The organism is Flavobacterium sp. 1355 (genome assembly GCF_017833415.1).
Taxonomy (GTDB): domain Bacteria; phylum Bacteroidota; class Bacteroidia; order Flavobacteriales; family Flavobacteriaceae; genus Flavobacterium.
Genome location: NZ_JAFICC010000001.1, coordinates 171,490 through 196,521, shown reverse-complemented (window position 1 = coordinate 196,521; position 25,032 = coordinate 171,490). Strand labels below are relative to the sequence as shown.

Annotated in this window: 24 protein-coding genes; 7 read left to right on the top strand and 17 right to left on the bottom strand. The window is 34.2% G+C overall.

Annotated elements, in window-relative coordinates; genetic code table 11:
- Nucleotides 1-5 precede the first annotated feature (5 nt).
- The 3 genes from JOD96_RS00885 to JOD96_RS00875 form a co-directional block, all read right to left on the bottom strand.
- Nucleotides 6-722 (bottom strand): DUF72 domain-containing protein, encoded by a 717-nt coding sequence (locus JOD96_RS00885; protein ID WP_209562380.1) that lies wholly within the window; start codon nucleotides 720-722, stop codon nucleotides 6-8.
- Entirely contained in the window at nucleotides 719-1,450 is a 732-nt protein-coding gene (locus JOD96_RS00880; RefSeq protein ID WP_209562379.1) for a DNA-formamidopyrimidine glycosylase family protein, read from the bottom strand. The genes JOD96_RS00885 and JOD96_RS00880 overlap by 4 nt, the downstream gene beginning before the upstream one ends.
- Nucleotides 1,451-1,542: 92 nt before the next feature.
- Nucleotides 1,543-2,115 carry a ferritin-like domain-containing protein gene (locus JOD96_RS00875; protein ID WP_209562378.1) on the bottom strand — a complete coding sequence of 191 codons (573 nt, stop codon included), beginning with the start codon at nucleotides 2,113-2,115 and terminating at the stop codon, nucleotides 1,543-1,545.
- Between the two features lie 186 nt (nucleotides 2,116-2,301).
- On the opposite strand from JOD96_RS00875, the gene JOD96_RS00870 reads away from it, so the two are divergent.
- Nucleotides 2,302-2,781 carry a hypothetical protein gene (locus JOD96_RS00870; RefSeq protein WP_209562377.1) on the top strand — a complete coding sequence of 160 codons (480 nt, stop codon included), beginning with the start codon at nucleotides 2,302-2,304 and terminating at the stop codon, nucleotides 2,779-2,781.
- A gap of 49 nt (nucleotides 2,782-2,830) precedes the next feature.
- On the opposite strand, the gene JOD96_RS00865 is transcribed toward JOD96_RS00870, so the two are convergent.
- The 3 genes from JOD96_RS00865 to JOD96_RS00855 form a co-directional block, all read right to left on the bottom strand.
- Nucleotides 2,831-3,478 carry a DUF5661 family protein gene (locus tag JOD96_RS00865; protein ID WP_209562376.1) on the bottom strand — a complete coding sequence of 216 codons (648 nt, stop codon included), beginning with the start codon at nucleotides 3,476-3,478 and terminating at the stop codon, nucleotides 2,831-2,833.
- Between the two features lie 149 nt (nucleotides 3,479-3,627).
- Nucleotides 3,628-4,719, bottom strand: a complete 1,092-nt coding sequence (locus JOD96_RS00860) for a DNA topoisomerase IB (protein ID WP_209562375.1) — start codon at nucleotides 4,717-4,719, stop codon at nucleotides 3,628-3,630.
- Nucleotides 4,720-4,735: 16 nt separating this feature from the next.
- The gene (locus JOD96_RS00855; RefSeq protein ID WP_209562374.1) at nucleotides 4,736-4,975 is read right to left on the bottom strand and encodes a Rho termination factor; all 240 of its coding nucleotides are present in this window, start codon (nucleotides 4,973-4,975) and stop codon (nucleotides 4,736-4,738) included.
- A gap of 259 nt (nucleotides 4,976-5,234) precedes the next feature.
- Here JOD96_RS00855 and JOD96_RS00850 point away from each other — a divergent pair, with 259 nt between their 5' ends.
- Entirely contained in the window at nucleotides 5,235-5,822 is a 588-nt protein-coding gene (locus tag JOD96_RS00850; RefSeq protein WP_209562373.1) for a DUF4142 domain-containing protein, read from the top strand.
- 163 nt (nucleotides 5,823-5,985) lie between these two features.
- On the opposite strand, the gene JOD96_RS00845 is transcribed toward JOD96_RS00850, so the two are convergent.
- The 3 genes from JOD96_RS00845 to galA form a co-directional block, all read right to left on the bottom strand.
- Nucleotides 5,986-6,387, bottom strand: coding sequence for a cupin domain-containing protein (locus JOD96_RS00845; protein ID WP_209562372.1), 402 nt, complete (start codon nucleotides 6,385-6,387; stop codon nucleotides 5,986-5,988).
- A gap of 247 nt (nucleotides 6,388-6,634) precedes the next feature.
- Nucleotides 6,635-7,507: a helix-turn-helix domain-containing protein gene (locus tag JOD96_RS00840; RefSeq protein WP_209562371.1), complete on the bottom strand. Its 873-nt coding sequence runs from the start codon at nucleotides 7,505-7,507 to the stop codon at nucleotides 6,635-6,637.
- Between the two features lie 137 nt (nucleotides 7,508-7,644).
- The gene (gene galA / locus JOD96_RS00835) at nucleotides 7,645-10,476 is read right to left on the bottom strand and encodes a beta-galactosidase GalA (RefSeq protein ID WP_209562370.1); all 2,832 of its coding nucleotides are present in this window, start codon (nucleotides 10,474-10,476) and stop codon (nucleotides 7,645-7,647) included.
- Between the two features lie 210 nt (nucleotides 10,477-10,686).
- Here galA and JOD96_RS00830 point away from each other — a divergent pair, with 210 nt between their 5' ends.
- Complete coding sequence (locus JOD96_RS00830) at nucleotides 10,687-11,073, top strand: hypothetical protein (RefSeq protein WP_209562369.1); 387 nt, start codon at nucleotides 10,687-10,689, stop codon at nucleotides 11,071-11,073.
- 119 nt (nucleotides 11,074-11,192) lie between these two features.
- On the opposite strand, the gene JOD96_RS00825 is transcribed toward JOD96_RS00830, so the two are convergent.
- Nucleotides 11,193-11,681 (bottom strand): TlpA family protein disulfide reductase, encoded by a 489-nt coding sequence (locus tag JOD96_RS00825; protein WP_209562368.1) that lies wholly within the window; start codon nucleotides 11,679-11,681, stop codon nucleotides 11,193-11,195.
- Between the two features lie 285 nt (nucleotides 11,682-11,966).
- Here JOD96_RS00825 and JOD96_RS00820 point away from each other — a divergent pair, with 285 nt between their 5' ends.
- Together JOD96_RS00820 and JOD96_RS00815 are read left to right on the top strand one after the other, a co-directional pair.
- Nucleotides 11,967-12,266 carry an ArsR/SmtB family transcription factor gene (locus tag JOD96_RS00820; protein WP_209562367.1) on the top strand — a complete coding sequence of 100 codons (300 nt, stop codon included), beginning with the start codon at nucleotides 11,967-11,969 and terminating at the stop codon, nucleotides 12,264-12,266.
- A 6-nt stretch (nucleotides 12,267-12,272) separates the two neighbouring features.
- Nucleotides 12,273-13,379, top strand: a complete 1,107-nt coding sequence (locus JOD96_RS00815) for an NADH:flavin oxidoreductase (protein ID WP_209562366.1) — start codon at nucleotides 12,273-12,275, stop codon at nucleotides 13,377-13,379.
- A 109-nt stretch (nucleotides 13,380-13,488) separates the two neighbouring features.
- On the opposite strand, the gene JOD96_RS00810 is transcribed toward JOD96_RS00815, so the two are convergent.
- The 5 genes from JOD96_RS00810 to JOD96_RS00790 all read right to left on the bottom strand — a co-directional run bounded on the left by JOD96_RS00810 (nucleotide 13,489) and on the right by JOD96_RS00790 (nucleotide 20,313).
- Nucleotides 13,489-13,983, bottom strand: coding sequence for a hypothetical protein (locus JOD96_RS00810; protein WP_209562365.1), 495 nt, complete (start codon nucleotides 13,981-13,983; stop codon nucleotides 13,489-13,491).
- A 102-nt stretch (nucleotides 13,984-14,085) separates the two neighbouring features.
- Entirely contained in the window at nucleotides 14,086-15,204 is a 1,119-nt protein-coding gene (locus JOD96_RS00805) for an acyltransferase family protein (RefSeq protein ID WP_209562364.1), read from the bottom strand.
- Nucleotides 15,205-15,428: 224 nt separating this feature from the next.
- Nucleotides 15,429-16,076, bottom strand: a complete 648-nt coding sequence (locus tag JOD96_RS00800) for a DUF1349 domain-containing protein (protein WP_209562363.1) — start codon at nucleotides 16,074-16,076, stop codon at nucleotides 15,429-15,431.
- A 166-nt stretch (nucleotides 16,077-16,242) separates the two neighbouring features.
- Nucleotides 16,243-18,459 (bottom strand): glycoside hydrolase family 3 C-terminal domain-containing protein, encoded by a 2,217-nt coding sequence (locus JOD96_RS00795; RefSeq protein ID WP_209562362.1) that lies wholly within the window; start codon nucleotides 18,457-18,459, stop codon nucleotides 16,243-16,245.
- A gap of 210 nt (nucleotides 18,460-18,669) precedes the next feature.
- On the bottom strand, nucleotides 18,670-20,313 hold the full coding sequence (locus JOD96_RS00790) for a DUF6377 domain-containing protein (RefSeq protein WP_209562361.1): 1,644 nt from the start codon (nucleotides 20,311-20,313) through the stop codon (nucleotides 18,670-18,672).
- Between the two features lie 285 nt (nucleotides 20,314-20,598).
- Here JOD96_RS00790 and JOD96_RS00785 point away from each other — a divergent pair, with 285 nt between their 5' ends.
- A complete protein-coding gene (locus JOD96_RS00785; protein ID WP_209562360.1) occupies nucleotides 20,599-21,075 on the top strand; it encodes a hypothetical protein in 477 nt (158 codons plus the stop codon).
- A 108-nt stretch (nucleotides 21,076-21,183) separates the two neighbouring features.
- Complete coding sequence (locus JOD96_RS00780; protein WP_209562359.1) at nucleotides 21,184-21,528, top strand: 5-carboxymethyl-2-hydroxymuconate Delta-isomerase; 345 nt, start codon at nucleotides 21,184-21,186, stop codon at nucleotides 21,526-21,528.
- A gap of 65 nt (nucleotides 21,529-21,593) precedes the next feature.
- Here JOD96_RS00780 and JOD96_RS00775 read toward each other — a convergent pair whose 3' ends face one another.
- Together JOD96_RS00775 and JOD96_RS00770 are read right to left on the bottom strand one after the other, a co-directional pair.
- Nucleotides 21,594-23,852 carry an acyl-CoA dehydrogenase gene (locus JOD96_RS00775; RefSeq protein ID WP_209562358.1) on the bottom strand — a complete coding sequence of 753 codons (2,259 nt, stop codon included), beginning with the start codon at nucleotides 23,850-23,852 and terminating at the stop codon, nucleotides 21,594-21,596.
- Between the two features lie 184 nt (nucleotides 23,853-24,036).
- Nucleotides 24,037-24,963 carry an EamA family transporter gene (locus JOD96_RS00770; protein ID WP_209562357.1) on the bottom strand — a complete coding sequence of 309 codons (927 nt, stop codon included), beginning with the start codon at nucleotides 24,961-24,963 and terminating at the stop codon, nucleotides 24,037-24,039.
- Between the last annotated feature and the right edge of the window lie 69 nt (nucleotides 24,964-25,032).

Here is a 25,032-nt window from a genome sequence, read left to right as displayed (position 1 = left end):
TGATTTTATTCTAATTCCTTAAAATCCAAAGCATTTAGAATTCCTTCTGTTCCGGCTGTATTATTAAAATAGATAAAAGATTGTGTAGAAGAATCTGAGATTATCTTTTTTATTTTTTCTAAATCTTCTATGGAATAACCGGAATAAAAAAGCTTTTTATTTCCGTGCAAACGAATGTAAATTATAGGGAACTGAGTCAGAATATCTTCTGGCAAGCCTGGATAACTAACACTGCAAAATGTAATATTGTTTTGCAATAAAGCATCCCAAACTTCCTGGTTCCACCAGCTGTAATGACGAAACTCTACTACATTGTGAAATTTTTTATCTAGTGCGTGTATAATATTCTGAAGTCTTTCGGGAGTAAAATTATAACTTGGAGGGAGCTGGAATAATATTGGCCCCAGTTTTTCTTTTAATCCTGTCTCACAGAAATTATAAAAGTCTGCTAACAGGGTTTCGCAATCAATAAACTTCTTAAAATGTGTTATGTCTTTTGGTGCTTTAACAGAAAATAGAAAATTCTCAGGTACTTTTTTATACCAGTTTTCAAATATTCGAACTGTCGGAAACTTATAAAATGTTCCATTCATTTCATACGTATTAAAATATTGGCAGTAATAGTCAAACCATTTAGATGTTGGCAAATCTTCGGGATAAAAAATCCCTTTCCAATAACGGTTGTTATAACTGGAACATCCTATTTGTATCTTTTTTTTCATTGATATAAATTTTGACAATTGGTACAAAAAAAACTTCTGCGTTTTTTTACTCCTGTTTGCTTTTTGTACAAAGGAAGATTACAGCGTTTGCATTCTCGTTTGGTATGGGCAAGCCAGTGACTTTTCAGTTCGTACTTTTTCTTCCATTCAAGAAATTGAAAACTGTAGATAGAGCATTCATCAATAATTTCTTTTAGTTTATCATCAGGAATCTTTCCCACCCTGGATTCAGGATGAATATAGCATCGGTACAAAACCTCATTTTTAATAATATTTCCTACTCCCGAAAATATATTCTGATCAAGAACAGCATCGCAAATCATCTGGTTCGGAATTTTATCTAAACTTTCTTTTGCTTTTTCAGGACTCCAGTTCTTATTCATTACATCTTCATACCAATTATAGTGAATGTTAATGTCTCCTTCTAAAATTTTGACCGAACAGGTATAAAAATTAAGTTCTCCGTTTGCAAAGACTAAACTTAATCTTGGCGTTGTTTCTTTTCTTTCATTAATCCGGTAAGTGCCAAACATCAGCAGATGAATCTTGACGGTAAAATCATCAAAACATATCAGAAAGTGTTTTCCCCAGGTCATAAACGATTTTATTGTTTTTCCGTGCAAACGCTGTATATCAATAGCACTGTTGCCGGAAACAGACAGGATTTCCTGTCCCGAAAATTGCTGGGTTTCTTCTTTAAGTATTCGTATTGACGGACCTTCGGGCATATCAATTAAGTTTTTGCGTTCAACATTGTAAATTCAATTGTAAAAACAAAAAGTGCCGTCTAAAACAGCACTTTTATAATGTTTTTAGAAGTTTACTCTTCATCTTCTTCTGCAGCTTCAACATTAATTGCACTTACAGCAACATCCGTTAGTATTTTATCGGCACCTTTTTCTTCATCAAGCGTCAATTCCAATAATGCTGCGGCATCGGTAAGCCCCAAAGTTTCAGCAAATTGTCTTAAAGTTCCATAAGTTGCTATTTCGTAATGTTCTATTTTTTGAGTTGCAGAAATAATTCCTGCATCGCGTACAACGCCTGGTTCAGTTTCTTCAAGTATACTTTTTCCTTCTTCGATCAATCCTTCCATTGCATCACATTTTTTGGCAGTGGCTTTTTTTCCAATACTGTCAAAAACCTGTTCAAGTCGGGATACCTGTTCTTCTGTTTCAATTAAATGATTATTTAACGCATCAATCAATTCTGGCGATGTCGCATTTTTTGCCATTAAGGGAATTGCTTTTATTAATGCTTTTTCAGCCCAGTAAATATCTTTTAATCCATCTTCAAAAAGTTCTGTTAATCCAGATGCGGCATTTGATTTTGGTTTTGTGATTCCAGATTTAACTGTCGTTTTTGCTGTCTGTTTTTTAGTCTTAGTTTCCATAATTGTGATTTGTTTGAATTTAATAACATGATAAAATTAGCGTGAATATTGGCTAATGTGTTATAGCATTTTTTGCTTAAATTATATCATAAACATCTGTAAATTATAGAATTACCAAGTTTAATTGTATAAGAAATATCTATAAACCCGCTGTAGTTTTGTAAAATAAACTTTAAACATACTATCATGGAAACTAAAGAACAATATAGAACTTCTGACAAAAAAGCTAATTTGAATAAGCAGAATGCTATTATGAATGAAGCCCTTTATAATAACAGTGAATTAAAAAAAGGAGATCCTAATTTTGATGATGTTCGTGATTATGGACACACCGTAAGTAACGGATATGATCCTAATAAAGCAATTCCGGATAAACAGCAACTCACAAACGAAGAAGATGATTTTGATGAAGTTGATGATCTGGACGACGATTTTCATGCTCCGGGTGATCTTGACCATGAAGGTGATGTATTGCATGATGATTTTGACGATCCAAAAGATATTAATGACGACTTTCTGGAAACTGAAGATGATCTTGAAGATATCGATGACGAGGATGATGACCTTGAAGATGACGACGATCTGGAAGATGATTTGGAAGAAGATGAAATTGAAGAGGAAGATTCAGGAGAAAATTATTCTGATAATGATCCGAGAAAATTTTAATTATAAATAAAATAGCCGTTAAATGTATTTAACGGCTATTTTATGATTACTAATCTCCTATTTTATCCAATGGCGGAATATCGTCCATACGTTCCAGGCGATCTGCAAGACCAGATCTGGCTTCGTTTAATTCTTTTTCGGCTTTTCCCAATTCTATATACCATTGTTCCTTTCCTTCTGTAGCATTTTCTATTTTACGCATGATTTCATAAATCTCGGCCTGAGTTTCCATTACAGCCAGTCTTTTATAATAGGTTAGGCTCTCGGTCATGTGTGCAAGAGCGATCATGGCGGTTAGAAACGGATGGTTGTTGGTCACATTCACCGCTTTTATCCTGCCATGTTCTAACTCAACCTTTAAGGCAAAGGCAAATTCTTCCATATTGAATCGCTCATGTCTGCTCTGCGGATTTAAATAGGCTTTGATTGCTTTTACATTATTCATAGTCGAAAGATCGACTTCTGTATCTTTATTTTCATTCAGGTCCCTGTAAACCACTGCAGCAATAGCTCGTGCTTCATCAATTGTTGGATCGTTTTCAGGGTTTTCAAAATCTCTCACAGACCAGTCCCAGTTTTCCGGATGAACAGGTTTGATGTACTTTTCGCAAAAATCTGTTACATCATTTTTTAAACTAACCAGCTCGTCGTTTCTTCTGATATAAACATCCTGATAAGTCCCGCTTATAGTTCCCATAGCTTTTTAAAGTTTGTTTTAAATTAAAACGACACATTTTACCAAAAGATAATATGTGCCGTTTAGTTTCCCCAATTTGAACTCCTTCTATGTAACAAATTTCTTTTAATTTATAAAAAGAGATTAACTCTATAGACTCAATTATTATCTCAATCCGTTTGAAAATTTGGCTGAAAACTTCCTATCAATTCAGAAAAAACTACTTCTGTACGGGAAAAATATTTTCGGTTACTCCTGTTTTTACGCACCTTGTCAAAATATTCCTGAATAGAGCCATCTTCATACCCTACTACAATTAAGGGATGCACATAATAATTTTTGCAGACACTTCGTGTGTTTCCCAATGCATCTGCTGTAATATCAATTGCAGTCAAAATATTTTTTTTAATTTCTTTCTCATCATGTGCGATTCCTATATTCATCAAAGTTTCAAAAAATATCAAAGAAGCCGCCCATGTCCTGAAATCTTTAGCGCTAAAATGTTTTCCCGAAATTTCATGCAGGTATTCATTAACCATATGACTGTCCAAAACTTTACGTTCGCCATTTTCATCATAATATTTAAAGACTTCCCAACCTGGTATTTCCTCGCATCGGCTTACCAATTTTATTAATTGTTTATTACGGGTAGTAATGGTATGCTGCTTTCCCTTTTTTCCTACGAATTCAAAACGCAAAGAATTTCGGTCAATATTAATGTGCCTTTTTCGCAAAGTCGAAAGTCCGTAAGATTTGTTGTCTTTGGCATATTTCTCATTTCCAATTCTGATGTGAGTTTCTTCCATTAAACGGATTACCAAAGCAACTACCTTATTCTTATTCCATTCTTTTTGTTCCAGATCCTCATCAACCTTTTTTCTAATGGCCGGCAGATACTTTCCGAATTCGGCTATTTTATAAAATTTTGTCTGATTACGAATCATGTTCCACTTAGGATGGTAACGGTATTGTTTCCTGTTTTTGACATCTGTACCAACAGCTTGCAGATGACCATTGGTTAAATCTGCAATTCTCACATTTTCCCAGGCCGGAGGAAGTACTAAACTATTAAAACGTTTGATTTCGCTTTTGTTTTTAATACATCTTCCGTTTTTTTTATAAACAAATCCCTCCCCTTCTCTGCAGCGTTGTATACTAAGTTTTTGTTCGTTTACATACACTAAATCTAGTTTTTCTAAAACTAATTGAGGCGTTTTAATCAATTGATCTATTAATTTACACTGGTCAAGTTTAGCCTTCATATTAATTCTAAGATTATTAATTATTACGTAATGCTTTAATAAGACTTTTTTTAGACATATAAGATCTGCCGGAAATACCCACTTTTCTTGCCTGTTGGTATAACTCTTGTTTTGTCCATTCTTCATACGGTTTTGCTTTTCCGCCTTTTTCACCAGAATCGGGTGTGTTAGCAATACGGGCAGATTTTTCCTGACTATAGCCTTTTTCTAAAAGTGCATTGTACTTTTTTTCGTTTTTAATTCTTGCATCTGGCATAATGATGAGTTTTTAGGTTATAATTAAGAAATGTATGGTACATTCAAAATTCTCCAAAACCCTACAAAAAATCGTTATACAATTACTATTGAAAATTTTCATAATTAACTCTATATCAAAGCGCTTTTCAAATATTAAGTCCGTTTTAGCTTAAAAAAAACCTCATATTTAAATTCTGTAACATTATCAAAAAATGATGTAAAATATTTCTTTGAGGTTGTAAATAATTTTACATCATAACATTTAAACCAACAAAATCATGAAAAAATTACTATTAGCAGGGAAAGTTATTTTAGGCGCCGGATTAATTATTATATTCCTAAATTCCTGCAAAAACGAAACTAAACAAGAAGATCCAAAAGAAGTTGCTGAAGATAGTAATGAAGCAAAATTTGACTCTATAGATACTAAAGAAGATGATTCTCAATATATAGTAGATATTGCATCTATTAATTTAGCTGAAATTGAGTTAGGAAAATTAGCTCAGACAAAAAGTACAAATCCTGAAGTGAAAAAATTTGGTAAAATGATGGTTGACGATCATACTAAACTGGCTTCTGAAGTAAGTGCCCTGGCTAAAACAAAAAACTATACACTACCAACTTCATTAACAGAAGAAGGTCAGGAAGAATATAATAAACTTAATGAAAAAACAGGTGTTGATTTTGACAAGAAATTTGCTGATATGATGGTCGATGGCCACCAAAAAGCAATTGATAAAGTTAAGAAAACAGCTGAAAAAGCTACAGATCAGGATCTAAAACTTTGGGCATCTAACAATGTTGCAGGACTTACTGCACACTTAGAACATGCAAAACTGCTTAAAGAAAGCTTAGACAAAAAATAGAATTGGTATTGGTATTTTTTTTTTGGGGAAACCCCTAGACAGAAATGTTTAGGGGTTTATTTTTTTTAGGTTCTGAGGTTCTGAGATGCTAAGGTTCTAAGTTTCCTTATTCAAACCTAACCAAAAAATCTTAGTCCCTTAGCATCTCAGAACCTCAGAACCTTTAAATAAAACTATTATATTCTTCGTCTGTTACGCTGTCTAGCCAGATTCCTGAACCTTTATCTATTTCTGTTATTATTGATATCTGCGAAAATTTGCTGAATGGTGTTGCGCCATACCAATGCTCAATACCTGGCAAAATAGTTAGTACCTGACCTTTATGAACCAATCGCATTGTCTTGCCCCTTTCCTGATAATAGCCAATTCCGTCAGTTGCGATTAGCAGCTGTAAACTTGAATTGATGTGCCAGTTGCTTCTTGAACCCGCCTCAAAAGCAACATCTTTTATAACTGTATTTTGTGGATGAATATCGCTGGTTTGTTTCTTATAAGAAACATTTCCAGTCATGTACGTATTCGGAATTTTACCTTCTTCAGTAACTGTTGTGTATTTTGCTGACATAAAATTAGTTATTAAATTGAGTTTGTTTTTATTTTAATTATTTGAGTAATACCGTTTTGCTTTAATTTAGTTATAAAGCTTTATTTTTTTATTACTGAAACTAAATGAAGCAAAGAGTGTGCTTATGAAGTTGTATTTAGCCAGCAAAAAACAGGATATATGATGAATTATCTGATGGCAAATTTACAGCAGTAAATTTGATCAGTTATAATGAAATTCAAACAAAAAATTAAGAATATCAAACAATTTACATTCTCAATGACTTTGGAACTGTTCCTGTAAGTCTTTTAAAATAATTATTAAAGTAACTGGGATATTCAAATCCCAAAGAAAATCCTATATCGGCAACGCTCCAGTCGGTATGCTGCAATAAAGCTTTTGCTTCGCCGATAATTCTTTCGGTAATATGTGCTGTTGTTGATTTTCCTGTAATTTCTTTTACCGAACGATTTAAATGATTGACGTGAACGGCCAGATTTTGTGCATAATCCTGCGGCGTTTTTAATAGAAGCGGCTGATCTTTAGTTTCTATAGGAAATTGTCTTTCCAGAAGTTCCAGAAATAATGATGTTATTCTCGAAGAAGCATTTTTATGTTTAAAGAAATTTTCAGAAGGCTGCATTTTCATGGATTCATGAATAATAAGATTGATATAATTTCGCATCAAATCATCCTTAAAAACATAATCAGTGTCCTGCTCTACGATCATTTTCTGAAATAAAGAGGTTATAAAAGTCTTTTGTTCAGGCGATAAATAAAATATTGGCGTCCCGCTAATCTTAAACAACGGACATTCATGAAGACTTTCTGAACGATCATTTACCCTTAAAAATTCTTCTGTAAAAACACAGGCAAAACCATTATAAGATTCTGAAAGCAGTTCCCAGGCATATGGTATATGCGGATTACCAAAAAATAAGGTAGTACCATTGGTTTCAATTCCTCTGTCGGCATACTGAATAAGACTCTGACCTGTACTAATACTGATTTTATAGAAATCCCTGCGGTTGTAAGTAGGTATTACGCTGCAATCTGTTCCTATTTGATATACTTTGAAACCCTTAAGTTTTAACTCCGAAGTATTAAAGTCAACTGGCTGAGGAGTAGAATATTCGTTCATGTGTCAAAGTTATGAAATTCAAACACATCATATAATTTAAAATTCCATTTTTTTAAACTCCAAATTCCAAAAATTCAGTTTTTTTGTTTCAGGTTTCAAGTTTCAGGTTTCAGATTTCAATGCAACCTGAAACAAACTCATTTTTTTAAACTAATAGTCACAGATCCGGTTTTTAGATTTTTACCGGTAGCCGAAACTGTGATATCATTTCCGCTTCCGTCTGCCTGAACAATTACTTGCGCATAACCATTAAAAAGTTTACGTTTCCAGGCTTCAGAAGGCGTTACAACCTGAATAATTCCCGGGTCGGTATTCAGAACATCCCATTCTTTTTCTTTTTGAAGTGGTTTGGCAACAATATGAATCGTGTTTTTTCCCTGTCTCAGGATATTGGAATTAAGTACATATTTATCAGTATCTTCTGCACTTGGCGTAATTATGTTCCCATTGACAAAAATGGCAGATTCTAATCCGATTTTTTTATAAAAGAACGTAACGATGTTTGCTTTTGCAATGTTTTTTAATTCAAACTGGCCTCGATATGCATAAGAAGGCGCCTGGTTTTTATAATCCCTGTCTTTAAAAGCGTCTTTCCAGCCTTCGTCTGTATTTGCAGATAATTGTTTAGAAACATCTGCAGTTGTTGCTTTTCGCTCCTGAAAATTAGTAATTGCAACCAGCGAAATTTCATCCAGAAATTTATCTTTTTCTAAAGATGTCGGATTCCCATTTCCAACTCCGATAAGTTTTCCGCCTTTTACATCAAATTTAATTTCGTCATTTGCGTTCGGCACATGCAGTCCTTTTTTATCTGTAACTTCTACGGTTACAACCGCAATATCAGCATTAGGAAGGTTTTGTTTATGCGTTGTTAATTTAATATTTTCTTCAATTTCTGTAGTTTTCTGAACATCAGAAAGTACTTTTTTTCCGTTTTTATAACCAATAGCTTCCAGAGTACCGGCGGTGTAATTTACTTTCCATTCCAAATGGCCCAAATGTTCCATTTTCTTTTTTTCAAGACTTTTTTTGTTCAGGAAAAGTTCTACTTCATCACAATTAGAATACACCCAGACATCAATTTCCTTACCTTCTTTTCCTGCCCAGTTCCAATGTGGCAACACATGCAAGACAGGTTCTTTTCCCCACCATGATTTCAGGTAAAATACATTGTCTTTAGGGAAACCGCAAACATCCATCATTCCAAAATAAGACGTAACCGAAGGCCATCCATAAGGCGTTGGTTCTCCGCGATAATCAAATCCTGTCCAGATAAACATTCCTGCCAAATAAGGTCTTTTGGCATAAAATTTCCAGCCTTCTTCGATACTGTAAAAAGAAGGGCGGGGTTTTTTATCATAAGCACTTTGATAATGTTTGGCATCATCAGAAAAATAAACACCACGTGTTGCAAAGGTAGAACCTTCCTCCGTTCCCATTCCGGGTTGTTGTTTAAACTCATTTCGATGCGCATCTATATCTCCGTTACCAAGATAATTATATCCCATAATCTCCACTACAGAAGAAATACCACTTTTAAAACCGCTGCTGATTCCAACTGTTACAGGTCTTGTGGGATCGATACTTTTTGCAAAACCCTGCATGACATTTGTAATGCGCTCTCCAGTGCTGTTTCCCTCAATATTCCATTCCTCATTTCCAACCGACCAGCAAAAAATACTGGGATGGTTGCGATCACGTTCGATCATTCTCTTCAAATCGTTTAGGTGATAATCATTAACGCCCATTAATCTTGTTTCGTCAATCACCAGCATTCCGAGTTTATCACAGGCTTCAAGCAATTCGGGTGTTGGCGGATTATGAGAACAGCGATAAGCATTTGAACCCATTTCTTTGAGTTTCTGAATTCTAAAATATTGCAGCTCATCCGGAATTGCAGCACCTACTCCGGCATGATCCTGATGGTTATTTGTTCCCTGCAGTTTGATATTTTTTCCATTCAAAAAGAAACCATTTTCGGGATCAAACCGAATCGTTCTTATTCCGAAAGAAGTGTCATAACTGTCAATGGTCTCATTATTTTGTTTGATCTGAGTAACAAGACGGTACAAGTGAGGAGCATCAATATCCCATAATAAAGGGTTTTTAACGGTTAACTTTGCAGTATGTTTTGCTGTTTTATAAAAATCCGGAGCTGTTGATTTTTCAGAAACGGCAGCAATTTGATTCCCTGCAGCATCCAAAATATTTTGTACAATTTCTATTGGTCCTTTACAGTTTCCTTTGTTTTCAATAGTAACTTCTGCCGAAACTATAGCCTCATTATTTTGAATTTCTGATGTTACATAAGTTCCGTTTTGCACGACATGCAAAGGATTTGTCTTTTTCAAATACACATGTCGGTAAATTCCGGCACCTTCATAAAACCAGCCTTCTTCCATTGAGGCATCGGCACGAACAACGATTGTGTTTTCGCTTCCGTAATTGACGTAAGCAGTTACATCATATTCAAAGCCATTATATCCGCTTTCTTCTGTTCCGAGAAAATGACCGTTAAACCAAACTTTTGAATTTCTAAAAACGCCATCAAATTGTATAGAAATTATACGGCCAAGATCTGTCTTAGGTATGTTGATTTTTTTTCGGTACCAGCCAATATTTTTATCAGGATATCCTTTTCCGGCTGCTTTGAATCCGTGGCTAAAACTGGCTTTTTCACTAAATGCCTGCTCAACTGCCCAGTCATGCGGAAGGTCTAATTTTCTCCAGGCACGGTCATCAAATCCCGGTGCAGCTGGTCCGTCGCCAAAGCCCGTTTTTGCTAAATAAGAGAAATAACCTGTTGCATGCCCAAAATCTTTATCAGTATCATATAAATGTCCAAAGGCAAAACTCCAGTTTTTATCTATCAATTCAAGATTCCTTTCACTTTTATTCTGACCTAAAGCATTAAATGATAACAAAATAACAAAGTAAAGAAGGATTACCTGCAGAGAAATAATTTTCATAATAAATGTGGTTAGCAAAAAACAGTTAGGCTATAAAAATATTGTTTTTGAACCGATTAAGATAATAGTATTTAATCAAATTATAATCTTTTATCGATTATATCCGTTTTTTATATGTTAAAAATTTAGAATCATTCTATCAACGGTTCATTATTAATTCTTAATCTTTTAACTTAATTTTACTTATAAATCAATAAAACCATACGTACCATGAGTGTTATAAAAGATGTAAACACATTTCATAGCACCCTAAAAAGCATAGATCAGAAGATTGATACCTTAAATGATCAGAAAATAATTGCTTTTTTTGAGTCGCTTGGCTTAAATGAGAGAGAAGATGTTCCTAAAGATTTCCTGAAATGGGAAACAATATTAGTTGTTGTTCCCAATCGTCATGTTTCAAATGAAATAAAACCATACAAATTTTCAATTTCGAGACTATTCTTCGTAACAAATCCGTATGCTACACAAATTCATATTTTTGATTTTAACGAATGGAGGGCTGTTACAAGGAACAAAACACAATTTCAAATAAGGGAAATGCTAAGAACCGGTTTTGGCGGAGTTAAAAAAATTCCAAGTGATTCTGAGGATTAAATTTTCAGGAATTCCAAAATTTTAAAATTCCAAATTCCAACGTCAAATTTGGAATTTGGATTTTTTTATTGGAATTTGAATCTAATTTATTGGAATTTGGAATTTGATTTATTAGAATTTTAATTCAATTGGCTTTTAACCATTTCTTCCAATGCAGTTCCATGAACATTTTTGGCTACAATAATTCCATTTTTATCTACCAAAAAATTCAGCGGAACAGATTGCAGCATATAATCTCCAACTACAGGAGAAGTCCAGTATTTTAAATCACTTACATTGGTCCACGGAAGTTTTGCTTTTGCAATTGCTGCCAGCCAAAGCGGCTTTTTGGTATCCATAGAAACGCTGTAGATTGAAAATTTATCAGGATAAGCATTGTATAATTTTAATAATGTTGGTTGTTCTTTAATACAAGGGCCGCACCATGATGCCCAAAAATCTACCAGAACCAAAGAACCTCTTAAAGAAGATAAGGCAATTTTTTCTCCTTTTGGATCAGGAAGATCAATTTCGGGAGCAATATCCCCTATTTCAGTTCCAACAACTTGTGCGTTGGTAATCATTAAATTAAAAAATGTAAGGACTAAAGTAAAGTAGATTTTTTTCATAATTTGATTCGGTTTATTTATGGCTTTTTTAATCCTGCACAGCAACTGTCATCCTGAGGAACGAAGGACCACACAAGTAATTTGACAAAGATTGGAAAATTACGTTGCAGATTTTCTGGTGTAATCCTTCGTTCCTCAGGATGACAAAATTGTGAAAGATTAATACAAAAGCAAATATAAATTTTCTTTGTAAATCATGCATCAATTTTAGTACTCCTTTCATAAAATTATCCTAAATATTTTTTCATTAATTGGTATATCGGGAAAAGTCGATATATTTGTCCTATGGAAAATATAGAAATCTTTAAAGCTTTATCTAATAAATCCAGACTGCAAATGCTGGAGTGGCTGAAAGAACCGGAATTAAACTTTCCGGATCATGATCCTGAAGGGTTTATACATGGAGTTTGTGTGGGTCAGATTCAGGCGAAAGCCGGTCTTACACAATCTACAGTTTCAGAATATCTGTCTATTTTACAGCGCGCCGGCTTTATCGAGGCTAAACGTGTTGGGCAATGGACTTACTATAAACGCAACGAAGGTGCCTTTGAAGCACTCAGTAAATTAATTCAATCTAATTTGTAAATTACTATGAGTACAAACAACCTGTTTTCGCCATTTAACTTAAAAACGTTAAATCTAAAAAACCGAATCGTAATGGCGCCAATGACGCGCTCTTTTTCTCCAAACGGAAACCCAACTGATGCAGTAGCAGAATACTACCAAAAAAGAGCCGAAGGCGAAGTTGGTTTAATATTATCTGAGGGAACTGTAATTGACAGACCTTCATCATCAAATGATGCCAATGTCCCACATTTTTATGGAGATCAGGCCTTAAAGGGATGGGAAAAAGTTATAAAAGAAGTACATGCTGCCGGAGGACAAATGGGACCTCAGATCTGGCATATGGGAATTATGGATAATCACCATTCGGGATGGGTTCCTCCAGTTCCTTTTGAAGGGCCATCGGGATTAAACCGTCCTGATTTTAGAAATGGTGTTGCTATGTCTGAAAAAGATATTGAAGATACGATACTTGCTTTTGGAAAAGCTGCTGCCGACGCCAAAAGACTGGGTTTTGATACTATCGAAATTCACGGTGCGCACGGGTATTTGATTGACCAGTTCTTTAGAGCTGAAACAAATTTACGCGAAGATATTTATGGAGGGAAAACACTTCCTGAACGTAACCGTTTTGCTATTGAAGTAATAAAAGAAATCAGAAAACAAGTTGGAAATGATTTTGCTGTAATCATGAGATTTTCTCAGTTTAAGCCTTCTGATTATAATTATAAACTGGCTAAAAATCCACAAGAATTGGAAGCCTGGCTTACTCCTCTTGTTGATGCCGGTGTTGATATCCTGCACTGTTCTCAACGCAGATTTTGGGAACCTGAATTTGAAGATTCTGATTTAAACTTTGCAGGCTGGGCTAAAAAAGTTACCGGAGCGCCAACTATTACGGTAGGTTCTGTTGGTCTTTCGGGAGATTTCTTTGGAGCCTTTGCAGGAGAAAGTTCTGAGCCGGCTTCATTGGACGAATTAACAAGACGCTTTGACAGAGGTGATTTTGATTTGGTTGCTGTAGGCAGACCGCTGCTTTCAGATCCAAACTGGACGGCTAAAATTAAAACAGGAAAAACAGAACAATTAAAAGGTTTTACTAAAGAAGCTTTAGCAGAATTGATTGTAGAGTAATTTTTCTTTTAGGTTCAAAGGTTATAAGGTGCAAAGGGACAAAGGTTCCTTTGCACCTTTTGTTTTTTAGTCTTTGTTCCTTTGATCCTTAGCTCCTCTGAACTTTTTTTCATTCATCATCCGTTTCAAAATAGTCATCGGGATTAAACGGAATATCTTCATCGGGATCTTTATCATGGGCATGCACGCCAGGCGGATTGAAGAGTCCCCAATTGTCTTTAATATAACTCCATTTATCAAATCCTTCGACCCATTCTATAAACAAAAAACGAAATTCTTCGATAGTATTTCTAAGCAATTCGATGTAATCTTTATCACGGATGCCTTTTTCAAAACGGAGGCTTCCGACTTGTACGTACAATTCTCTGGCTGCTTTACGGATCATAACTGCATTTTCCATCCTGAGGTCATATAAGTCCACACCTTCTGCTCCGGCAATTTTTGTTGGAATAATCATGGCATTTTCCATCATAAATTTAACAACCGTTTGCTGCAAAAATTCATTTTCCGGAGGAACAATCTGAACCATTCCCTGTGTAAGCTGGAATATTTGTTCTGCCTTTTGATATATAGGCATTTTTTGGATTTCTTCTAATGGTGACATCGCTAATTTTTAACGCCATAAATTTAAATTAAAAAAGGGATGAAAATTCTATTTTCTATCCCTTTTAACATTTTGTAACTAACAAATTACAAACTTTGAAACTTATGACGCAGACATTGGCTTCTGTTTTTGGTATCTGCGCTGTAGCCAGTTACGAACGGGTTCGTCGTATAATTTGAGGCATAAATAGGCCAAAACAATACTGGCAATCAAAACGCCGATTCCTTGCAGGTAACCATTTTCTAAGGATACTTTCTCATCTACTACCCAGGCCGTAAACCAGTATATTAATGGATAATGTGTGATGTAAATGGGGTATGAAATGTCACCCAGAAGTTTACATACTTTTAATGAAAATGGATTTTTTATCTCTCCTCCTGCTCCAATTGAAACAATTAACGGAAATAATAAAATAATACAAATGGATTCATAAATACCATTCATCCATAAAGTATTTTCATCGCCAATTCTGGGCACACATAAAACAATAATAATCAATAGGCTACAAACCCAAAAAGCGCCTTTTATATGAATTAATTTTCCTAAACGGGAAAGCAAAATTCCGGCAAAAAACGGATATAATAAGCGGGTAAAACCAACATTAAGCTGTTCCAGATTTAGTGACCATCCGCCAATTACATCTCCTTTTGGGCCAAAAACCGTATAATTAATTAACAGTCCGGCAAATATCAGTACAAAAACAGAGAGTACTTTATTCGAAAATTTACGGAAAATCAAGGCGTACAGTATATTCGCAATATATTCGAAAAATAGTGACCATGCCGGACCGTTTAAAGGATGCATTTCTCCCCAGCCTCTAATTTCTGTTGATGGTGTCATTGGAATCAGGGTAAAACCAAGAAACATTACCAGGATCAATTTCCAAACAGGCATTGTTGCAATTTGAGGAAACAAAATATCCGAAGCCTGAAAATAATATAATGCGGCACCGATAATCATTCCCATAATTACCATGGGCTGTAAACGAATGAGACGTCGTTTGTAAAATTGCCATTGTGACATTTTCACCCAACGGTCATCATACGCGTACGCCACTACAAATCCGGATAAAAGAAAAAAGAAATCAACGGCCAGATAACCATGATTGATTATTTGTACAAAACGGTTTCCACCTGCAAAGGCTTCAAAAATGTGAAAAGCTACAACCAAAATTGCCGCTACTCCACGCAAGCCGTCCAGAATTTCATAATGTTTTTTCATTGGTAAAGTTAAAAGTTATGAGTTAGGGGTTAGAAGTTATTCGTTAGGTGTTATGTGCGTGAAAACAAGACTATATAATAAGTCTTACGTATAAATTATTTTATAGCAAAAATATAATTTACTTAAAATTACTTATAACAAAATCAAGTCAAGCTAATAACTTTAGCTGTAACTCATAACACTTAACACATAACACTTAACACTTAACTTTTAACCTATAACTCCTATTGGTGATTTTTAAGCCATTCTAATCTTCTTTGGTCTGGCAGATGTTTTACAGAAAAGTTTTCAAATTTGGCCTCAAAACCTTTTCCGTCCGGTGAAGCAGCCATTAAACCCACCATAACAGGAGCATTGTCCTGCAAAGGTGCATTTCTGGTCAGAATATAGGTTTTATCATCGTAAGAGAAAAATACTTCAATTGCATCTAATCTTCGTACTACTTTGATCCATACAAAAGGCGGCGCTTTGTCTAATGTTGTTACACTCCAATCGCTTTTATCATGTGTTACAACTGTACTAATGTTGAATTTTCCGTCAACAAATTCAACTCCGGTTTTAATATAATTTTTTTCATCGACTCTGATCATTAATCCCATTTGGTCAAAACGGGCAATATAATTCCCTGTCAATTTTACTTTTGCTTCAAATTCTCCGCCATAATTGGCATAATAGAATGGCGCATCATCCACTGTAAATCCGTAATGCGAAATACGCCAGTAGTCACTATTTGCTGTCACATTCATAATCAATGCATTGTTTTTAATTTCCCATTTTTCAGGTTCGTTAAACCACTGCATTTTGTTTAGGCTCTGCGCCGAAAGGTTTTGTACTAAAAATAAAGTAATAATACCAAGTACGATTTTTTTCATGCTATTTAATTTTAAACAATAAATTTTTATTTTTTTGAACCAGTTTTAAGATGCAGACATCTAATATCTAACATTCAAATTTCACTTCTAATTTAATCTAAAAATAAAGCTGCAACTTTTACCATTGCAGCTTTACCAACCAACCAAGTTTAGAAATTAATGAAAATTATTGAAGTGAGAAACCCACTTTAGATTTTATGTCAACTGCAGAAGCACCAATTAAAGCTTCAAAAGCGCCAGGTTCTGCTACCCAGTCGTGTTTTTTGTCATCAAAAAAGCTCAGGGCTGTCTTGTCAATTGTAAAAGTTACTGTTTTTTCTTCTCCCGCCTTAAGCGAAACTTTATCAAACTCTTTTAATTCTTTTATTGGGCGTGGCAATGAAGATTTTAGATCACTGATGTAAAGCTGAACAATCTCAGAACCTTCTCTTTTTCCTGTATTTTTTACTTTTACAGAAAAGGTAATTTTATCTCCTGCACCCATTTGTTTTTTATCAGCAGTTACTTTTCCGTACTCAAAAGTAGTGTAGCTCAAACCGTGTCCAAAGGCAAATAGTGGTTTTGCTTTTTGTTTGTCTGCATAACGATACCCTACAAAAATGCTTTCTTTGTAAGTAACCTCATCTCCTCCAGGGAATTCTCCCAAAGCATGTGCTCCGTTATCAGATAATTTTACAGGAAAAGTAAATGTTAGTTTTCCTGATGGATTTACATCTCCAACCAAAACGGCTGCCAAAGCATTTCCTGCTTCAGTACCCAAAAACCAACCCTGAACAATTCCCGGAACTTCGTTTACCCACGGCATTGCAACCGCATTACCCGAAATATTTACATAAACAATGTTTTTATTTACTTTTGCCAGTTCAGAAATTAATTTATCCTGCCCGTATGAAAGTTCTAATCCTTTACGGTCGTGTCCTTCATCATCCTGATTTGGGCTTTTGTTCAAACCTCCAATAAAAAGAACTACATCTGCATCTTTTGCTATTTTCAAAGCTTCTGCAGTTAATTCTTCCTGAGAACGCTTTTCTTCTAAACTTACTTTTGCAACCACTCCGTTGTAATTACTTGTCGGATCACCTACATAACCTCGGGCATATACAATTTCAGCCTGATTGCCAATTCTTTTCTTTAACCCTTCAAGAGGTGTGATTTCATATTTCGCTTTAAGCGAAGAACTTCCTCCGCCAACTGTCATCATCTTGATTGCATTTTCTCCGATAACCGCTATTTTTTTGGTTTTACCAAGATCAATTGGCAAAATATTGTTTTTGTTCTGAAGTAATACAATTCCTTCTTCGGCGATTTTTAAACCTGCTTCAGCATGTTCTTTTGTTCCAAAAGATCCGAAAGGTCTTTCTTTGTTCATTGTAGTTAAGAATGACAGGCGCAGAATACGACGTACTTTTTCATCTAATTCTTTGGTTCCTACTTCTCCTTTTTTTATCATTTCAGAATAAGGTTTTGCCAGATAATAATTGTCATAAGCATTACTTGTTCCCCATGTAAGTCCGTTTGTCCAGGAACCAAATTCCATGTCCAAACCGTTATGGATTGCTTGTTTTGTATCATGAACTCCGCCCCAGTCTGAGATTACCACTCCTTTAAAACCCCATTCTCCACGAAGAATATCATTTAGTAAAAACTCATTATGACAACAGTGCTGTCCTTTGTATTTATTATAAGAACCCATAATTGCCCACGCATCTCCATCTTGTACTGCAGCTTTAAAAGCTGGTAAATAGATTTCGTACAAAGCACGGTCATCGACATTTACGTTTACAGCATTACGATTGGTTTCCTGATTGTTTAAGGCAAAATGTTTTACACAGGCAGCAACTCCGTTTGATTGTACTCCTTTGATATAAGGAACTACCATTTTTGAGGTTAAGAAAGGATCTTCTCCCATATATTCGAAGTTACGGCCATTTAATGGTGTTCTGTAGATGTTTACACCAGGTCCCAACAATACATTTTTATTACGAAAACGTGCTTCTTCTCCTATTGATTTTCCATATAATAAGGCTAATTCCTTGTTCCATGTTGCAGAAAGTGCGGTAAGTGCCGGAAATGCAATACAAGAGTCATTTGTCCAGCCAGCCTGTTCCCATTCATCCCACAAAACTTCAGTACGAATTCCGTGTGGTCCGTCGGTCATCCAGTTTTCAGGAATTCCTAATCGTGGCACACCCGGTGAACTAAATTTAGACTGTGCATGAATCATAGCGATTTTTTCGTCGGTAGTCATTCGCGAAAGCGCATCTTCTACACGCTCATTAATTGGCTTTTTATCATCGAGATAAACCGGAACTTTATTTTGCGCATTCAATCCGAATGAACTCAATAAAACTAAAACAACAATTGTTTTAACGTTTTTAAACATAACTAGAATTTTATTAAAAGCATTTATTTTTTGGCAGATACTCTTTATAGTCAAAAGTACCTTATAATAATATTTGTAAATCTAAAACGTTATAGTACATGTTGAATTTTTGAACGAAAAAAAGTAGTAAATTAAAAAATTAAACATCTAAAAATCAGATATTTAATAAAAATAAAAAGTAAAAAAAAGTAGTGATTTTAAAATAAATCCTTAGACTTTCAATGAAATTAAACCAATTTTCATGACCATTTCTTCGAAATCATTTCGGGAAACTGCAGCTTTATTTCGGGCTCTGGTCCGATAGTTATAAATTGTGCTTAAAGAGTAACGCAGGAATGCTGCAATTTTTACACTGTCGGTAATTCCGAGACGGATAAGTGCAAAAATACGAAGCTCAGTATTTAGCAGTTCGCCTTGCTTTAAAACGATTTGTTCTTCCTTAATTAGTAAATCATTAAAATCTTTTACAAAAGTTGGGTAAAGGTTCAGAAATATTATATCAAAGTTTTTGTATAATTCTTCGAGTTCATTATCAACTAAAGTTGTTGATTTTAACATTTTATAAATTTCGTCAAATTGTTTTGCAGTAGCTTTTTTGTTTAAAATGATCCGGTAATTCTCCAGCTTATTGATATAAGCAGAACATAGACTAAAAAAATGTGCTATATATTCTTCCTTAATATGGTTAGATTCTGATAATTGGGCATTACGTTCCTGCAGCTGACTATTGGTTTCTGTAATATCTCTGTTTAATTCTGCTAATTTCTGGCTTGTTTCATAAAGTTCTCCACGTATTCTGGATACTTTTTTCATTTGTTTGTAAACGTAAATCACAGCTACAATAAGAAATAAAGACAATAAACTGATGCATAAAAGATAAAGTTGAAGTTCTGTTTTTCTTTTTGCTTCTTTTTCGAGATAAACGGTATTGATGATGGAATATACTTCTGACATCAAAAGTGTACGAAATTGTACATTACAATACAAGGCGTCTTCAATTGCAGACTGGGTAAGTTTGTACGCCATATCTACATCTCCGATTTCATAAAAAACCAAAGCCAGTTCCTGAAGTGATGCATTGTCTTTTATGGCATTTTTTATATCAGCTGTAGAAGAAAGTGCATAATATTTTTTTCTTAATTCTAATTGATGCGTCGCTTCATAAATGCTTCCAAAAAGATAGGTAATCATGGCATATTGCGAGTCTTCTTCTTGAATGTTTTCTAATAAAACGGTTAATTGCTTTTGGGCAACAGCAAATTTTTTATCAAAAATATTTTTCTGAATCTTGTTGATTTTATAATTCAGTGTTGCAGGATTTAGGACCCCTAGCAGAGAATCACGGTATTTACCTATTTGTTCAATATATTTTAGACTGGTACTATTAGCATTGTAATGTTCAAAAAATTCTCTGTAAGCAACATAATAGTTGGGCAGCAGTGATTTGTTTAATGTTTTCTTATTGATGCTTTTTAGAATAGCTTCTGATTCCCGATATTTCCCTGAGGATGAATACAGATTGGCTAATTGCAATTCTGCCAAATCAGATAAATCTTTATTTTGAAGTTCCTGGGCCAGTTTAAGATTCTTTTTTACATATAAAATGGCTGAATCTGAATTAAATTTTTGATATTCTGAGTACAAGGTTTTGTTATAATTATACTCCTGCTCTTTGGTAAAAGATTCCGATTTTATTTTTTTGAAGTTTAAAATTCTTTCTTCTTTTAATCTAACATAATGCTGCTTGTTTTTTAAAGCAATATTCAGCTTATTTAAAATTGTATCTGTATTATCCAAAGAATAAACAGGAACACTAAGCAGCGCTATTAAAATAAAGAGGAAATAATTTTTCAAAATGAATAAAGGATAAAAAAACAGAATTACAAATATAATAAAGTGTAAATATAAATGTGAATTATTTAAAGGAGAAAGCAACTTGCTAAAACTACAGAAATAAAAGATGCCGTAAATTTAAAAATTGTAAATATAAACTTACTTTTACATTAACAAAACAATTGATGATGAGTATAAAAATAAAACAATAGATCCTTTCACTGGAACACCAGTATCTAAAATGACAAATGATGCTGCTATAAATATGGTTAAAGCATTTGAAATAATTGAAATAGGCAAATAATTATGAAAAAATATTTATTAATTGGAGTTTTAATTTTGATTGTTTTAATTTCTTGTAATTTAGGATTTTCAGGAACATTAGGAGGGGGAAATATCTATAGATTTGGCTGCAATACAAAACAATTAAATTTTTACTTGGATAGCATTGAGAAAAATAATATTTCTTTGAGAACTCCTGAAGATTTGAAAAAATATGATGATTGGGATAAAACAGGATATGGCTTTTTAAAAGGGAAAATTTTTTATATAAAAAATCTTAATGATAGTGAAATGTATTATGTGTCAGTTATTCCTCCAATGGTAAAAACTAATACTGCAGGAGTTGCAGTTAGATCAGTTTTCCGTACAAAAGAATATTCATTAGGATGGAAAACTTTTGAAGATTTATCGAGTTCGGAAAAAGAGGAAATTGAAGAAAAATTTAAAAATAGAGTACTAAGTCAGTTACCTTTAAAATTGTTATCAATTGATAAAGATTAATAATACCAAAGTCCTCTAAGTGACATAAATGTTTTGTCTGCAATACTAACTAACAAATTATTCTTTTATAATTTTGTCTAAATTGAATCTCTAACTAAATTAAAAGCGATGCCACATTTTATTATCGATTGTTCTGAGAATGTTGTGCGGATAAAATCTGCTGACGAAATAATGAAAGAAGTTTTTGATGCTGCTTTTTCAACCGGGCTTTTTACCGCATCTGAAATTAAAGTTCGCATAAATCCTTTTGCTTTTTATAATAACGGAAATACTCTGGATGATTTTATTCATGTTTTTGCCTATATTTTAGAAGGCCGTAACGATGATCAGAAAGGAAATTTATCTAAAGTAATAGTTACAAAATTAGTATCTGTTCTTCCTGATGTCCCGGTGATTTCAATAAATATCCAGGATTTTGAGAAGGCTAATTATTTTAATAAAAGTATGGTTTGAATTAAAAAAGCTTTGTCAAAGTTTTAAACTTTGACAAAGCATATCTAAAATCTTGGTTTAAAAAACTATACTGCAATCGGGGCTGCCAGGCAACTCTCCGGAATATCAAAAGCATTTACTAATGCGACAGCATCCGGGCGAATATCCCAACAAAGCTGATTGACCATTTTACGGATGGCTTTGGTTTTTACCGCCTCCATGTAGCCGTCTTCAAGATACCAGCCTTTGTTTTTTTCTATTTGCGAAAGCGCGTACAATTGGTTTAGTTTTGTTAATATTTCTTTTGATTTTTCGTCTTTAACTTCTTTTATGGCTTCCTGAAATTGCTCTAAAACAATACGTTCCAGATAAGCCTGAGCCACATCTATCATTTGATGCTGTACGACATTAAACGCGTCATAAGCTTCTAAACCTTCGTCAATGAGTTTTTTGATACGTCTTGCTGCAGATGCCAGAATTGTCTTTTCTCTGTGTACAAATGCCTGCAAATGAAACTGATCATCAAGCAAATGTTCATCATCTGTTTTCCGTGTTACGATTGGGTTTTTCTCTGCAATGGCTGTTTTTGCATTTTCATATACATAATTGATGATTCCCAAGGAACCCATTTCACCAAATGCTTTTCTGAATTCTGCCAAACGATTTTTGGCTACCAATTGCATCAAAACAGTATTATCACCTTCAAAAGTGGTGTATATTTCGGTGTCATTTTTTAAATCATCTATCCTGTTTTCAGACAAATACCCTTTTCCGCCAATGGCTTCACGGCATTCCTGAAGAATATCTCTTGTGCTCCAGGTTGAATATGATTTCATTCCTGCTGCCAAGGCTTCGATTTCCTGCATTTCAGATTCAGTTCTGTTCAGGAAACGTTTGGTAAGATATTGCAGTGCAAAATGTACAGCGTATGTTTTTGCCAAATGCGGTAATAACCTACGTTGGTGCATTCTGTAATTTAAAATTGGTACTTCAGAACCGCCTTCAGGTCCGAACTGTTTTCTTTGATCGCTGTATCTAATCGCAATTGTAAGTCCGGATTTTGCAGCAGCCAATGCCGAACGCGGAATCCCGATTCGTCCGCCAACTAATGTGCCCAGCATGGTAAAAAAACGTCTGTTATCACTTGGAATCGGACTTTCGAATTCTCCTTTGTCATTTACAGAAGCAAAACGGTCCAGCATATTCTCTTTCGGAATTTCAACCTGATTGAAACTGATTGTACCATTATCCACTCCGTTTAAACCCATTTTATGACCGCAATCACCTATTGTAACGCCTTCAAGAGTGTTTCCGTTTGTGTCACGCAATGGGACTACGAATGCATTTACGCCATAATCATGACCGTCAATGATTAGTTTTGCAAAAACGGTTGCCATTTGTCCATGTACGGCAGCGTTACCTATATATTCTTTCTGGGCATTTTTATTTGGTGTGCGAATGGTAAAAGTCTGCTTGTCGTGATTATACGTCGCCGTAGTTTCCAGCCCTTTTACATTCGATCCGTGATGTGTTTCTGTCATTGCAAAACAGCCCGGAAGTTTTAATGTTCCGATATCTTTTAAATATTTGGCATAATGTTTTTCGGTTCCCAGCGATTGTACGCTCATTCCCCAAAGTCCAAACTGAACTCCAAATTTTATAACGAGACTTAAATCGTGGTAACTCAAAGTTTCCATAATTGCAAAATAGTCGGCTATATTTTCTCCGCCGCCATATTGCTTAGGATATGCCATATTTCCGAGATTTTCTTCTGCTAAAATTTTACACCATTTGTAAACAGTCTGGCGGTAGACATTAATATCGGTAGAAGTTTCATAAGCAAATTCAGGTCTTGAGATAACTGTTTTTACCTTTTTTATAATGGCAGCTTCTTTTCCGTCTAAGATTTCTGTGATTTTCTGAATATCAAAATTGCTGTTGGTTTGAGAACTGGCTGTAAAAGAATCTGCTTTTGTTTTGAAATTCTGAATCACTTCTTCGCCCAAAACCCCCAAATCATTTTCGAGTTTTGTAAAATCCGGTTTTAGATTGGTAATATCAAGATTGACATCTGAAAGGGCAACGGCTATATCATAAATAGATTTTATAGAAGATTTGTCTTTAATGCTTTTCTCAATATCTGATTTCCATTCTGCAAGCTCATTTCGCGAAGGCGGATTTGAAATATCTGCTTTAGAAATTAAAAATTCTTTTTCTTCTGCCGAAAGAACATCAAGAGCATTGATAAATTCTTTTAATGTCGAAAATTCTTTTTGAGTCAGAAGGTCATCAGACCATACTAAATAAAATAAGGGAATGAAAGCTTGAAGTTTGGTATTTTTCATAAATATAAATTCGGTTTTGAAATGGTATTTTTTATTTTTTTGCCACAGATTAACGGATTTAAAAGATTAAAAAAAATCCTTTTAATCTGTGAAATCTGTGGCAAACCCTTTTCTTTTTTCCAAAAAAAAACAGAAATGAAAAATACTCATTCCTGTTTTAATATGCTGTTAAGATTCTTGTAATTTATTGTGTACAATTCGGCGTTTTTTCAACCGGTAAATATTTTTTCCTGATCGCAAAAATATGATGTGAGTTAAACACCAAAACAGCAATAAAAATAATTGTATACGCTACAACTTGTAATGCAGTAATATTTTCGTGATATACAAAAGTTGCCAATCCAAAAGCAATCATTGGATTGATGTTTAAAAGCATTCCGACTGTTGAAGAATTGATTCCTGAAAGTGCATACAAATTCAAAAACAACGGGAAAATAGTAAAAAGTACTGCTATGGTTTCTATACAGAAATAAAATCTAAATTCTGTTGGAACAGGTCCGCTGTAAGACGGATAAAATGGCAGTAATATAATAGCTGCCAATGTAATATGAAATGTAAGTATGATAAATTTATCAAAACCTTTATTGACACGCTGGCTTACCAGATATGCGGCATACGTTAAACCAATTATAATACTGTAAAACATATCCATAATAGCTGCGTACGATAATAGTAAGCACCCTAAAACACTTAATCCGACAGAAAGCCATTGGATTTTGGACAGTTTTTCGTGCAGGAGAAAATAAGCCAGCAAAGTGGTTAAAATCGGGCAAACTAAATAAGCCAGAGAAGTTGCTTTTACACTAACATGGTTCATAACAAAGATAAATGTAAACCAATTGGCAATCATTAAAAAACTTCCTCCAAAATTTAATAAAAGTGTTTTTCTTTTTTCTGCTTTCGATAGGGATTTGAAATTTTCGACCGTTTCTGTCATTGCTTTTTTCTTAAAAGTAAAGGCAATTAATAACATTAAAATACTACAGCTAAAAACGCGGTAAAACAAAATATCCAGCGAAGGATAGTCATGAATTGGTTTTAGCACAAGGCTAAAAAAGCCCCAAATGGTGTAAGCAGTTATTGCTGCCAGGTAATACTTTGTTGTTTTCACGGGTTTATTTTTTTTTATTTATTTTTATAAGGCAAATTTCACAAAAATAATATAGCAATACAGATACAG

Coding starts and splice junctions, on each gene's coding strand:
- JOD96_RS00805 (WP_209562364.1), bottom strand. CDS start 15,204: ATGAAAAAACATTATGAAATTCTGGACGGCTTGCGTGGAGTAGCGGCA.
- JOD96_RS00800 (WP_209562363.1), bottom strand. CDS start 16,076: ATGAAAAAAATCGTACTTGGTATTATTACTTTATTTTTAGTACAAAAC.
- JOD96_RS00875 (WP_209562378.1), bottom strand. CDS start 2,115: ATGGAAACTAAGACTAAAAAACAGACAGCAAAAACGACAGTTAAATCT.
- galA (WP_209562370.1), bottom strand. CDS start 10,476: ATGAAAATTATTTCTCTGCAGGTAATCCTTCTTTACTTTGTTATTTTG.
- JOD96_RS00785 (WP_209562360.1), top strand. CDS start 20,599: ATGAAAAAATATTTATTAATTGGAGTTTTAATTTTGATTGTTTTAATT.
- JOD96_RS00855 (WP_209562374.1), bottom strand. CDS start 4,975: ATGCCAGATGCAAGAATTAAAAACGAAAAAAAGTACAATGCACTTTTA.
- JOD96_RS00825 (WP_209562368.1), bottom strand. CDS start 11,681: ATGAAAAAAATCTACTTTACTTTAGTCCTTACATTTTTTAATTTAATG.
- JOD96_RS00815 (WP_209562366.1), top strand. CDS start 12,273: ATGAGTACAAACAACCTGTTTTCGCCATTTAACTTAAAAACGTTAAAT.
- JOD96_RS00885 (WP_209562380.1), bottom strand. CDS start 722: ATGAAAAAAAAGATACAAATAGGATGTTCCAGTTATAACAACCGTTAT.
- JOD96_RS00795 (WP_209562362.1), bottom strand. CDS start 18,459: ATGTTTAAAAACGTTAAAACAATTGTTGTTTTAGTTTTATTGAGTTCA.
- JOD96_RS00775 (WP_209562358.1), bottom strand. CDS start 23,852: ATGAAAAATACCAAACTTCAAGCTTTCATTCCCTTATTTTATTTAGTA.
- JOD96_RS00870 (WP_209562377.1), top strand. CDS start 2,302: ATGGAAACTAAAGAACAATATAGAACTTCTGACAAAAAAGCTAATTTG.
- JOD96_RS00820 (WP_209562367.1), top strand. CDS start 11,967: ATGGAAAATATAGAAATCTTTAAAGCTTTATCTAATAAATCCAGACTG.
- JOD96_RS00850 (WP_209562373.1), top strand. CDS start 5,235: ATGAAAAAATTACTATTAGCAGGGAAAGTTATTTTAGGCGCCGGATTA.
- JOD96_RS00840 (WP_209562371.1), bottom strand. CDS start 7,507: ATGAACGAATATTCTACTCCTCAGCCAGTTGACTTTAATACTTCGGAG.
- JOD96_RS00810 (WP_209562365.1), bottom strand. CDS start 13,983: ATGTCACCATTAGAAGAAATCCAAAAAATGCCTATATATCAAAAGGCA.
- JOD96_RS00865 (WP_209562376.1), bottom strand. CDS start 3,478: ATGGGAACTATAAGCGGGACTTATCAGGATGTTTATATCAGAAGAAAC.
- JOD96_RS00845 (WP_209562372.1), bottom strand. CDS start 6,387: ATGTCAGCAAAATACACAACAGTTACTGAAGAAGGTAAAATTCCGAAT.
- JOD96_RS00860 (WP_209562375.1), bottom strand. CDS start 4,719: ATGAAGGCTAAACTTGACCAGTGTAAATTAATAGATCAATTGATTAAA.
- JOD96_RS00830 (WP_209562369.1), top strand. CDS start 10,687: ATGAGTGTTATAAAAGATGTAAACACATTTCATAGCACCCTAAAAAGC.
- JOD96_RS00880 (WP_209562379.1), bottom strand. CDS start 1,450: ATGCCCGAAGGTCCGTCAATACGAATACTTAAAGAAGAAACCCAGCAA.
- JOD96_RS00780 (WP_209562359.1), top strand. CDS start 21,184: ATGCCACATTTTATTATCGATTGTTCTGAGAATGTTGTGCGGATAAAA.